The organism is Sphingomonas sp. KR3-1 (genome assembly GCF_040049295.1).
In the GTDB taxonomy this organism is placed as follows: Bacteria; Pseudomonadota; Alphaproteobacteria; order Sphingomonadales; family Sphingomonadaceae; genus Sphingomonas.
This window is the reverse complement of record NZ_JBDZDQ010000001.1, coordinates 230,740-242,486: the sequence shown is the minus strand read 5'-3', so window position 1 is coordinate 242,486 and position 11,747 is coordinate 230,740. Positions and strand designations below refer to the sequence as shown.

9 protein-coding genes and 1 tRNA gene are annotated in these 11,747 nt (G+C 67.9%); 8 read left to right on the top strand and 2 right to left on the bottom strand.

Going from position 1 to position 11,747, the window contains the following annotated elements; all coding sequences use genetic code 11:
• Positions 1–168 precede the first annotated feature (168 nt).
• Together ABLE38_RS01315 and ABLE38_RS01310 are read left to right on the top strand one after the other, a co-directional pair.
• The gene (locus ABLE38_RS01315) at positions 169–1,836 is read left to right on the top strand and encodes a hypothetical protein (RefSeq protein WP_348972363.1); all 1,668 of its coding nucleotides are present in this window, start codon (positions 169–171) and stop codon (positions 1,834–1,836) included.
• Positions 1,837–1,918: 82 nt separating this feature from the next.
• Positions 1,919–4,570, top strand: coding sequence for a TonB-dependent receptor (locus tag ABLE38_RS01310; protein ID WP_348972362.1), 2,652 nt, complete (start codon positions 1,919–1,921; stop codon positions 4,568–4,570).
• A 79-nt stretch (positions 4,571–4,649) separates the two neighbouring features.
• Here the strand turns inward: ABLE38_RS01310 and ABLE38_RS01305 are convergent, their stop codons facing one another.
• Both ABLE38_RS01305 and ABLE38_RS01300 read right to left on the bottom strand, forming a co-directional pair.
• Positions 4,650–5,252: a hypothetical protein gene (locus ABLE38_RS01305; RefSeq protein WP_348972361.1), complete on the bottom strand. Its 603-nt coding sequence runs from the start codon at positions 5,250–5,252 to the stop codon at positions 4,650–4,652.
• Positions 5,249–5,920 carry a 2OG-Fe(II) oxygenase gene (locus tag ABLE38_RS01300; protein WP_348972360.1) on the bottom strand — a complete coding sequence of 224 codons (672 nt, stop codon included), beginning with the start codon at positions 5,918–5,920 and terminating at the stop codon, positions 5,249–5,251. The genes ABLE38_RS01305 and ABLE38_RS01300 overlap by 4 nt, the downstream gene beginning before the upstream one ends.
• Positions 5,921–6,038: 118 nt before the next feature.
• Between ABLE38_RS01300 and ABLE38_RS01295 the strand changes: the two genes are divergently transcribed.
• From ABLE38_RS01295 to ABLE38_RS01270, 6 genes are all read left to right on the top strand, one after another.
• On the top strand, positions 6,039–7,127 hold the full coding sequence (locus ABLE38_RS01295; RefSeq protein WP_348972359.1) for an ATPase, T2SS/T4P/T4SS family: 1,089 nt from the start codon (positions 6,039–6,041) through the stop codon (positions 7,125–7,127).
• A gap of 69 nt (positions 7,128–7,196) precedes the next feature.
• Positions 7,197–7,273, top strand: a tRNA-His gene (locus tag ABLE38_RS01290).
• Between the two features lie 64 nt (positions 7,274–7,337).
• On the top strand, positions 7,338–8,390 hold the full coding sequence (locus ABLE38_RS01285) for a Glu/Leu/Phe/Val dehydrogenase dimerization domain-containing protein (RefSeq protein ID WP_348972358.1): 1,053 nt from the start codon (positions 7,338–7,340) through the stop codon (positions 8,388–8,390).
• Positions 8,391–8,613: 223 nt separating this feature from the next.
• On the top strand, positions 8,614–10,218 hold the full coding sequence (locus tag ABLE38_RS01280) for a M20/M25/M40 family metallo-hydrolase (RefSeq protein ID WP_348972357.1): 1,605 nt from the start codon (positions 8,614–8,616) through the stop codon (positions 10,216–10,218).
• 179 nt (positions 10,219–10,397) lie between these two features.
• Positions 10,398–10,856, top strand: coding sequence for a carboxymuconolactone decarboxylase family protein (locus tag ABLE38_RS01275; protein ID WP_348972356.1), 459 nt, complete (start codon positions 10,398–10,400; stop codon positions 10,854–10,856).
• Complete coding sequence (locus ABLE38_RS01270; protein WP_348972355.1) at positions 10,853–11,719, top strand: sigma-70 family RNA polymerase sigma factor; 867 nt, start codon at positions 10,853–10,855, stop codon at positions 11,717–11,719. The genes ABLE38_RS01275 and ABLE38_RS01270 overlap by 4 nt, the downstream gene beginning before the upstream one ends.
• Positions 11,720–11,747: the final 28 nt, after the last annotated feature.

Sequence of the window (11,747 nt, the reverse complement as noted above, 5' to 3'; positions counted from 1 at the left end):
GACGCTGTAACAATCGCGTCACGCAACTGTCTCCGAAACGTCTTCGATTCCGCGCCAACGAGTCACATGTGCCGCCTAGCGCCGCCAATGCGGCCGACGGGGGAACAGCCGAGTCGATCCCGCACCGTAATTCGATGCAACCCGGTGCAACACCGGAACGGAGATCCTATGGCCAGCTTCAAACGCGTCAGCCTTATCATGATGACCACCATTGCGTGTGGCGCGCTTGCCGCGTGCGACGGCGCGAACGACATCGCCTCGCCGGGCACCGGCGGCAACGTCGTCATCAACAACCCGCCGGCCCCGACGCCGTCGCCCACGCCGACGCCGACCACCGCGCTGGTTTCGCCGGCCACCGGCTGCCCGACGATCGCCGATCCCAAGGGCCTGACCGACGCCGGCACGATCACCGGCCCGACCGGCACGTGGCGCGTCTGCACCCTGCCGAACAACATCGCGAAGAGCATCCAGCTCCCGAAGATCGCCGGCCTGGTCTACCAGATGAACGGCCGCGTGAACGTCGGCTGCGACAGCGGCTTCGGCCCGGCTGGCGCCGGCACCGTCGCCTCGCCGAACCTGCCGTACGCCAGCACCACCGTGGGCTGCACCGCGGCCAACGGCTTCACCCTGAACGGTGCTGGCCAGCTGACCGCGGACACCAACGTCACGCTGACGATCGATCCGGGCGTGATCGTGTTCGGCGGCACCGGCACCTCGTGGCTCGCCGTCAACCGCGGCAACAAGATCAACGCCGTGGGCACCGCGACCAACCCGATCATCTTCACCAGCCGTGACAACATCCTCGGCCTCAACAACGATCAGACGATCGGCCAGTGGGGCGGCGTAGTGCTGATGGGCCGCGCCAAGATCTCCGATTGCAACGGCGGCTCGACGGCTGCCGGCACCTGCGAGCGCGCGACCGAGGGCTCGGCCGATCCGGCCGTGTTCGGCGGCGCCGACGACACCTACAATGCGGGCAGCATGAAGTATGTCCAGATCCGCTACTCGGGCTATGTGCTCGGCGCGGACAAGGAGCTTCAGTCGCTCACCACCGAAGGCACCGGTTCGGGCACCACGCTCGAATATTTCCAGAGCCACAACAGCTCGGACGACGGCGCGGAGTTCTTCGGCGGCACCGTCAACTTCAAGCACTACATCTCGACGGGCGCCGATGACGACAGCCTCGACATCGACACCGGCCTCCAAGGCGCCTTCCAGTACCTGCTGCTGCTGCAGCGTCCGGGCCAGGGCGACGCGCTGATGGAGATCGACAGCGACGGCAACGAGACCGACACGCCGCGCCAGAAGACCGACATCGTCAACTTCACCGCGCTGCAGCCGAACGTCAGCGCCAACAACGAAGGCTCGGGCGACAAGGGCTCGATCCTGGTCCGCGGCAACTCGGACATCCGCTGGGCCAACGGCATCGTCGTGACGCCGAACAACGAGTGCCTGCGCATGAACGGCTCGGGCGGTACCCCGGCAACGCTGCTCGCGCGCGCCGTGGTGATGCAGTGCAACGCCACCAAGTACCTCGCGACCGGCAGCTTCAATCTCGGCAACGTCTCGACCAGCTTCGGTTCGGGCGCGAACGGCAACAACGACGCCTACACCCCGTCGCTGACCGCCCAGTTCGTCAACGGCGCGACCGAGACCGCGGTCACGGCCTTCGACGCCAAGACCTGGAACGCCTTCTTCGACACGACGACCTACATCGGCGCCGTCAAGGACGCGAACGACAACTGGTACAAGGGCTGGACCTGCAACTCGGGCTACGCCGCGTTCGACACGACGACCGCCGCGGGCCGCAACTGCCTGTCGCTGCCGACCGGCTAAGCAGCCTCGACTGAACCGGGGGCGGGGCGCGGCCATGCGGCGGCGCTCCGCCCCTCTCAGGATTTGATTTTGGGGGTTTCACATGACGAAGCCGATGGGGCTCGCCCGCCTGTTGCTATTCACTTCCGCGCTCGTCGCGCCGTCCATCGCCTGGGCGCAGGCGACCACGTCGGACACGGCCGGGGCACCTGCCACCGGCACCACTGCTGAAACCCAGGATCCTGCCGCGCAGCAGGAGGAGCCCGCTCCGGACGTCTCCGTTCCCGGCGAGATCGTCGTCACCGGCCGCCGCACCAACGTCACCCGCGACATGCCGCAGGTCGTCTCGGTGCTGTCGAGCGCCGACATCGCCCGCACCGGCGAAGGCGACATCGCCGGCGCGCTCAGCCGCGTCACCGGCCTTAGCGTCGTCGGCAACGGCTATGTCTATGTTCGCGGCCTCGGCGACCGCTATTCGCTCGCGCTGCTCAACGGTTCGCCGCTGCCCAGCCCCGAGCCGCTGAAGCGCGTCGTCCCGCTCGACATCTTCCCGACCAACGTCATTTCCTCGTCGCTCGTCCAGAAGAGCTACTCGGCCAATTATCCGGGCGAGTTCGGCGGCGGCGTGATCAACCTCACCACCAATTCGCTGCCCAAGGAAAGCTTCCTGACGGCGAGCGGCGGCGTGGGCGCCAATCTCGTGACGACCGGCCATTTCGGCTATGTCTATGCAGGCGGCGGCCAGGACTGGTCCGGCTATGACGACGGCACGCGCGACCTGCCGCCGGCGCTCGCCGCCTATTTCGCCAGCGGCGACCGGCTGAGCTCGGGCACCGTCGATGATCAGGCGATCGCGGGCCAGCTGGTGAATGCCAACAACTCGCTGCTCCAGCGCCAGAAGCGCATCGGCCCGAACTGGTCGGCGACGCTGACCGGCGGCACCAAATATGACGTGGGCGACGTTTCGCTCGGCCTGATCGCCACCGCCGGCTACAGCAGCAAGTGGACGACGCGCGACACGATCCAGCAGAACTCGCTGACCAGCGACCTGTCGGCGCTCGAGAACGACTTCGAGCGCGTCTCGACCGACAATCGCGTGATCGTCAACGGCCTGCTCGGCCTCGGCGTCGAGTTCGGCGACAACAAGCTGCGCTGGACCACGCTCGGCGTGCACGACACGATCAAGCGCGCCCGTCTGAGCCTTGGCCAGCGCCACGGCACCGACACCGATTTCATGCAGCAGGACACGGCCTGGTACGAACGCCAGCTGATCGACACCCAGTTCGTCGGCGAGTTCAAGCTCAGCCCCGACTGGAGCCTCGACCTGCGCGGCAGCTATGCCAACACCAAGCGCGATGCGCCGGACGAGTTCACCTATGAATATGTCCGCACCAATGCCGCGGCGGATCCCTATGGCGCCTATTTCGTCAACCGCCTCAACAACGGCAATGGCGGCGACGCGACGGTCAGCTACTCGAAGCTGAACGAGAATCTCTGGTCGGGCGGCGCGGACCTCACCTGGAAGCTCGATCCGAACCTGAGCCTCGCGGTGGGCTATGCCTATCTCAATACCGACCGTACCAGCTCGCGCCGCGACTTCCAGTTCACGGCACCGAGCACGCTGCCGGGCGGCGTGGCGATGCTGCGGCCCGACCTGCTGCTCGGCACCGCGATCATCAATTATTACAACATCGCGCTGATCGAGACCAACGAGGGCAATCCCGCCTTCGGCGCCACGCTCGACAACCACGCGGCCTATTTCCGCGAGAACTGGCAGATCACGCCCGAGCTTTCGCTCGACGCGGGCATCCGCTACGAGACCGCCAGGGAGACGGTGACTCCGATCCAGGTGTACAACACCGCCGGCTCGAGCACCGCGGCGACCAATCTCGACAATGACTATTGGCTGCCCAGCGCCACGCTGACCTGGCAGTTCCAGCCGAGCATGCAGGTCCGCGTGAGCGGTTCGAAGACGCTGGCCCGGCCGCAGTTCCGCGAGCTGATCTACCAGTTCTACTTCGATCCGGAGACCAACCGCCAGTATCGCGGCAACCCGCTGCTCCAGGACAGCGAGCTGCTCAACCTCGAAGCGCGCTACGAATGGTATATCGCGCTCGAACAGCGCTTCACGATCGCTGGCTTCTACAAGCGCATCGACAAGCCGATCGAGACGTTCATCACCGGGGACGCCTTCATCACCAGCTATGCCAATGCGCCGAAGGCCAACCTCTACGGCGCCGAAGTCGAGCTGAGCAAGAAGTGGCCGCTGTTCGGCGAGCGCAGCCTGATCGCGATCGCCAACTATACCTTCACCAAGTCGAAGCTGAAGGTCGACGCGGCGGACCGCGTGGCGGTCTATGCAATCTCGTCGACGCTGGCGACCGACTTCTTCAAGGACGGCTCGCCGCTCACCGGCCAGTCCGACCATCTGGTGAACTTCCAGCTGGGCATGGAGGACAAGGGCTCGCTCTCGCAGCAGACCCTGATCCTCTCCTATGCCAGCAAGCGCGTCACCAGCCGCGGCCTGGCCAATTCGGGCCAGCCCGACGTCTACGAATATCCGGGCTTCAACTTGGACTTCGTCGTGCGCCAGGGCGTGAAGGTGGCAGGGCAGCAACTCGACCTGAAGCTCGAGGCCCGCAACCTGACGAACCGCAAGTACAAGGAAACCCAGTCGAACGGGAAGAACACGGTGATCTACAACCGCTACAATCCCGGCGCGACGATCAACTTCTCGCTCTCGACCACCTTCTGATCGAGCGATGGCGACGGACAGGGAGCGGCCCGCGCGCGGTGCCGCTCCTTTTCGTTGATAGTTCTGTTGGACAGGCGGGTCAGCGCGCCGGGTAGACGTCGGCCTGACGGATCCAGCCGGAGATCGGCCTGGCGCCGCCAGTGAAGTCGACCTGCAGCCAGCCGTCACGCACTGCACGTATGCCGAGTCCGTCGCCGCGCACGACATAGGCCTTGCGCGGGGCCGGGGCGCCAGCGCGGTCGAAGAAATAGGCCTTGGGCGACTTCACCACGGCGATCGCGAGCCAGGGATGCGCGGCCGCCAGCGCGAACGCGGCCGGCTGTGTGTCGTCGGCGAAATGCTGGACGTTCCAGCATCCGCCATGCTCTTCGGCCAGCCGCACCGCGATGCCGCCATCCGTGTCCCGCGTCAGCGTTCCGGCGATCGCCTCGGCAGGCGTGGCGGGGAAATAGCTGCGGACCGGCGCTTGTCGCCCGCGCAACGTCCCGCTGAAATAGAAGATGCAGCTGAACTGCTGCCGGTCGCCGGTGAAGGACTGGAAATAGCCGGTGACGGTCCGCGTGGCGGGATCGAAGCCGATCAGCAACTCGCCGCCATAGTCGCCGGCCGCCAGATCCTGCGCCTGGGCCGCGGGAATGACAGCCAGGATCGCGAGCGCAGCAGCGGCGAGACTGCGTCTCACCACCCCCAGCGCCGCTCGCGATACCACTGGGTGACCACGTACTTCAGTCCGCCGCGGACCGGCATCGCGTGGTGGATGGTCGAGGGATTGGGCGTGCCGTCGGGGCGCAGGTTGTTCCAGGCGAGGATCTTGCCGGTCTCGGGCCGCACGATCTTGTCGATCGCCTTGAAACGGGTCGCGCCGCCGGCCTCGACGTCGTTGAGGTAGAGCATCACCGTCCAGGTGCGCTGCCCGGCGACGCCGCAATATTTCTCATAGTCGCGGCCCTGCGGCTCGAAATAGTCGGTGTGCGCCTTGAACTCCTGGCCGATCTCGTAGCGCTGGCCCTGCATCGGCTCGCCATGGTCGGGATCGAGCCCGGTGAACGCGGTCATCCGCCGCTTGAGCTCCATCACCACCGGATCGCGTGCGCTGAGATCGCAGGTCTCGCTGGTGCGGAAGGCATAGTCGTCATTGGCGTCGGCCACCGTCGAGGGGCGGCGCTCGGCGTCGATCTTGATGCGCAGCAGCTCGCACAGCTCGGGCTCGAGAAAGGCCTTGGCGATGAACATCTGCACCTTGGGGTGCGGCACCCGCTGCACGCCCGGCCAGCGCATGATGTGATCGACGATCGGTTCGGACGGATGGCCCGAGCCGAGATTGGGTAGGGTGGAAGCGGCACTCAGCATGGCCGCTTTCTGCCAAATGCCGCGCGCCGGCGCCAGTATGACGCGAAATAGTCACAAAAGCGCAAGCACGCTGTCATGTGAGATGCCTAGCGCGTGACGGTCCGGAAAAGGGGATCCGATGGAGGTCGACGCCGAAGTGCTGGTGCCGCGCGCGCAGGCGCAGCCCGTCGGCGGCGCTTTTGCCGAATCGGCTGCCGACGCGCTGGTCGCCGAGGCCCGTCGTCGCCGCGCCTCGCACATCCATCTCGAGACCGGCCCCGCCGGCTGCGTGATCCGCCTGCGCATCGCCGGCCAGCTCACCGAGCCGCGCCACCACCCCCTCGACGAGGCGCTCGCTGCAACGCTGCGTGCGGCACCCGGCGTGTCGGTGCTGGCGCTGGGGCAGGGGGAGCGGATCGTGCTGCGCCTCGACGGCGGCGAGCGGCGCGAGCGTGCGCTCGAGGCGATCGGGATGAGCCGCGGGCTGATCGATGCGCTGCTGCCGGCGCTGCGTCGCGGCGGGCTGGTGCTCGTCGCCGGGCCCGAGGGATCGGGCCGCAGCACCACGATCGCGACGCTGCTCGGCCATTTCGCCGGCTCGCCGCGCCACATCGCCGCGATCGGCACGCTGCCGGTGGACGGCGTCACCCGGATCGAGGGCCTTGCCGGCGCCGCCGCGGTCCGTGCCGCGCTCGAGCAGGATCCCGACGTGATCGCGCTCGACAGGCTCGACGGGCGCGAGGCCGCCGCTGCTGCGGCCGAGGCGGCGGAGGAGGGGCATCTCGTCCTCGCCGCGATCGACGCGCCCGACGCCGTTTCCGCGATCCGCCGCATGCGCGACTGGCGCGTCGAGCCCTTCCGCCTCGCGTCGACCATCGCCGCCACGCTCGCCCAGCGGCTCGTCCGCCGGCTGTGCCCCGATTGCCGCCGCCCGGTGCAGGCCAATGGCTCGGTCTCGGCGCTGCTCGGCTTCGATTCGGGCGCGATCGTCTATGCGCCGGTCGGCTGCGAGAGTTGCGAGGGCAGCGGCTTTGCCGGCCAGACCGGCGTGTTCGAGGCGATCGTCGCCGACGGCGCGATCCGCCGGCTGATCAACGACGGCGGCGACGAGGCGATCCTGGCGCGCCACGCCTTCCTGCGCGCGCCCAACCTCGGCTCGGCCGCCCGCGCGCTGGTTCGCGAGGGGCTCACCACGCCCGACGAGGCAGTGCGGATTTCGCGCGGATAAAAGCGGCTATTTTCTTCGGCAATTATCTTGCGCTTCGCATCGGCCCCCGCTAAGCGCGCCTTCTTCACGGCGGTTGTAGCTCAGTTGGTTAGAGCATCGGTTTGTGGTACCGAGGGTCGCGGGTTCAAGTCCCGTCATCCGCCCCATTTCTCCCCCTCGTGACCGCGCGCGGCACATAGACGTGCGGCACTCTCCGCAGGAATGTAGCGCGTGATCACCGACTGGGGCTTCCCCGATTTCGACGACCATGAAGGCGTCCATCTGTTCAGCGACCGCGAATCGGGCCTCAGCGCCATCATCGCAGTCCACTCCTCCAAGCTCGGCCCGGCGGCCGGCGGCGTGCGCTTCTGGCACTATGCCGATCACCGCGCCGCGATCACCGACGCGCTGCGCCTGTCGCGCGGCATGAGCTACAAGAACGCGATGGCCAACCTGCCGCTCGGCGGCGGCAAGGGCGTGATCCTGGCGAGCCAGCCGGGCGCGACCGTCACCACCGCGCAGCTCGAGGCGTTCGGCCGCGCGGTCGAATCGCTCGGCGGCAAATATGTCACCGCGGAAGATGTCGGCATGTCCGAGGAGCGGATGAAGGTCGTCGCGACCCAGACCCGCCACGTCTCGGGGCTTCCCGTGGCCGAAGGCGGCGCGGGCGGCGACCCGGGCCCGGTGACCGCGCGCGGCGTCTATCTCGGCGTGAAGGCGGCGGCGAAGCGCGGCCTCGGCGCGGAGACCATGCAGGGCGTGCGCGTCGCGATCCAGGGCGTCGGCTCGGTCGGCGGCGGCGTCGCCCGCCTGCTCGCCGCGGACGGCGCCAGGCTGGTGCTGGCCGACGTCAATGCCGAGCGCGCCAAGGCGCTCGCGGCGGAGCTGGGCGGCGAGGCCGTCGACGCCTCCGAGATCCTCGGCCTCGAGACCGACATCCTCAGCCCCAATGCGCTGGGTGCGATCTTCACCGAGCAGAGCATCGCCGCGCTCAAGACCAATATCATCGCCGGCGGCGCCAACAACCAGCTCGCCACCCGCGCGGACGGCCAGCGTCTCCACGACCGCGGCATCCTCTACGCGCCCGATTACGTGATCAACGCGGGCGGGATCATCAATGTCGGCCTCGAATATCTGGGGCAGGGCAACATGGCCGAGGTCCAGGCACGCGTCGACAAGATCCCCGAGCGCCTGATCGAAGTGTGGGACGAAAGCGCCCGCACCGGCGATCCCCAGAGCGAAGTCGCCGACCGCATCGCGCAAAGGCTGATCGGGCGGGGGTGACGACCCGATTCCCCTCCCTGCAAGGGAGGGGCTAGGGGTGGTGAGAAAAGGTCGGGCTCGATGCCCGGCCTTTTCTTTTAGGTGGTGGTCGGGCTCGCTGCGCTCGCAACCCACCCCCGACCCCTCCCTTGCAGGGAGGGGTGAAGAAGGCCTCCCCGCAGGCTTGCACCAGGCCCGCCCCGCCAATAGCGTCGCGCATCCTCCTCGCATCCCCCGGAGTCCCATGCGCCACCTTCTCCTCGCTACCGCCGCCCTGCTCGTCGCCGCACCGGCCGCCGCCCAGTCGGTCGATCCCGCCACCGGCGGCGCGCTGGTCGCAGAGGGCACCGACCATTCGGAGGTGATGACCACCGCCGAATATCTCGCCGACGTCATCGGCCCGCGCATGACCAATTCGCCGGCGATGCGTACCGCCGAGCAATGGACGCAGGACAAGTTCCGCGGCTGGGGCCTGGTCGATGTCCACAAGGAAGGCTTCGACTTCGGCCGCGGCTGGTGGATCGAGAAGTCGAGCGTGCGCATGGTCGCGCCACGCCCGGTCCAGCTCACCGCGATCCCGATCGCCTGGACGCCTGCCACCAACGGCGTCGTGACCGCGCCGGTGATCGTCGCGCCGATGAAGAGCGCCGGCGATTTCGCGCAGTGGAAGGGCAAGCTCGCCGGCAAGGTCGTGCTGGTCTCCGCGCCCGGCACCGGCTCGGAGCCGAACGAGCCCGATTTCCAGCGCCTCAGCGACGCCGATCTCGCCAAGCTCGACGTCTATCAGGAACCGACCTGGGACCCGGCCAACCAGCGGCAGACGCTCGCCCGCGCCGGCTTCGAGCGCGCGCTCGCCCAGTTCCTCGCCGAGGAAGGCGCGGTCGCCTATGTCACGCGCTCGCGCAACGACGGCAAGCTGGTCCACGGCGAAGGCTATCTCCACCATGTCGGCGAGACGCCCAAGGTGCCCGGCGTCGAGATGGCGGCGGAGGATTATCGCCGCCTCGTCCGCCTGGCCTGGACGGGCAAGGCGCCGACGCTCGAGATCGAGAACAACGTCCATTTCGACGACAGCGACCCCAAGGCCTACAACATCATCGCCGACATCAAGGGCAGCGATCCCAGGGCCGGCTATGTGATGGCCGGCGCGCATCTCGACAGCTGGGTGGCGGGCGACGGCGCCGCCGACAATGGCGCGGGCAGCGCGATGGTGATGGAGGCGGCGCGGATCATCGCCGCCAGCGGGATCAAGCCGAAGCGCACGATCCGCTTCGCGCTCTGGGCGGGCGAGGAACAGAGCCTCTACGGCTCGATCGCCTATATCGAGCAGCACCTCGCCAAGCGCCCGGCCTGGGATCACGTGCCGAGCGCCGACGAATTCTACTACAGCTGGGCCACGCGCTTCCCGATCACGCCGCTGCCCGGCCACAAGGACCTCGCCGCCTATTTCAACATCGACAATGGCTCGGGCAAGATCCGCGGCATCTATGCCGAGAACAACATGGCGGTCGTGCCGATCTTCCGCGACTGGCTCGCCCCGTTCGCCTCGATGGGCGCATCGACCGTGGCGATCCAGAAGACCGAGGGCACCGATCACCAGTTCATGCAGTCGGTCGGCATCCCGGCCTTCCAGTTCATCCAGGACCCGCTCGATTACGAGAGCCGCGTGCACCACACCCAGCTCGACACCTATGATCACCTGAAGGCGGCGGACATGCGCCAGGCCTCGATCATCCTGGCCGCCTTCCTGCTCGACGCCGCCAACGCCAGGGACCCGCTGCCCCGCCTGCCGATCCCGACCGCGCCGGCGGTGACCGATCCGTTCACGGGTCCGGCGAAGGAAAAGTAAGTCGGAGCAATTCCCCTCCCTTGCAGGGAGGGGAGCGCGAAGGCCGCGCCCTCCAACGAGCCCCGGCGCATCCCCCAACCGAGGGCGATTTTCCCGCCGCCCTGCGAAAAAATCCCGCCGCATGTCACATCCGGCGCGGCTGTCTCGTCATGTCTGCGTCCAACCCAAGGAGATGCAGCATGAACCCCCGTCTCGACCTCTTCCACGCCGCGCCCGCCCCGATGAAGGCCTGGTACGACATGTCGCTCAAGATCGCCCCCACGCTCGAGCACAGCCTGCTCGAGCTGGTGAAGATCCGCGCCTCGCAGATCAACGGCTGCGCCAATTGCCTCAACATGCACACCGCCGATGCGCGCAAGGCCGGCGAGACCGAGCAGCGCATCTATCTGCTCAGCGCCTGGCATGAGGCGCCCTGCTATACCCCGCGCGAGCGCGCCGCGCTGGCCTGGACCGATGCTCTGACTCTGGTATCCACGGCCCGCGCGCCCGAGGCGCTATATGCCGAGCTCGCCTTCGAGTTCAGCGAGGAGGAGCAGGTGGAGCTCACGCTCATGATCAACACGATCAACGGCTGGAACCGCCTCGCGGTGGCGTTCAACCTGTTCTACGAGGCCAAGCCGGCGGTGGCCGCGGCATGACCGGCACGGACGCAGCGGCGAGCTTCGATCCGCTGCGTCCGCGGCTGGCGCGCATCGCCTATCGCATGCTCGGCTCGGTCGCGGATGCGGAGGACGTGGTGCAGGATGCCTTCCTGCGCTGGCTCGATGCCGACCGCGGCCAGGTCCGCGAGCCCGAGGCGTTCCTGCGCCGGGTGGTGACGCGCCTGTGCCTCGACCAGCTCAAGTCCGCCCGCGCCCGGCGCGAGACCTATGTCGGCCCCTGGCTGCCCGAGCCGCTGGTCGAGGAGGAGGAGGAGGAGGATGTGGAGGACGTCACCTTGCCGCTGATGATGGCGCTCGAACGGCTTTCGCCGCTCGAACGTGCCGCCTTCCTGCTCCACGACGTGTTCGGCGTGCCCTTCGAGGAAGTCGCCGATACGATCGGCCGCGACTCCGCCGCCACGCGCCAGCTTGCCAGCCGCGCCCGCACCCATGTCCGCGCCGCGCGCCCGCGCTACGCGATGCCGAAGGAGAAGGGGCTGGAGATCGTCGCCGCCTTCTTCGCCGCGTCGCGCAGCGGCGACATGACCGCGTTCCGCAGCCTGCTCGCCGATGATGTCACCACCTGGTCCGATGGCGGCGGCAAGGTCCATGCCGGCCTGCGCCCGATCGTCGGCGTGGACGACAACATGAAGCTCTACACCTCGCTCGCGCGCTTCTTCGCCAAGGAACAGTCGCGGATCGTGCGCTACGGGATGATCAACGGGCTGCCGGGCTTTGTCTCGGTCGAGCCGGGCGGCGTGCTGCAGACCACCGCGCTGGCGATCGAGGACGGGCGGATCGTCGGGATCTACGTCACCCGCAATCCCGAGAAGCTCGGGCATCTGGGGGCGGTGCATTAACTCTCGCGGTTAGGGCGTCGGAAACGCC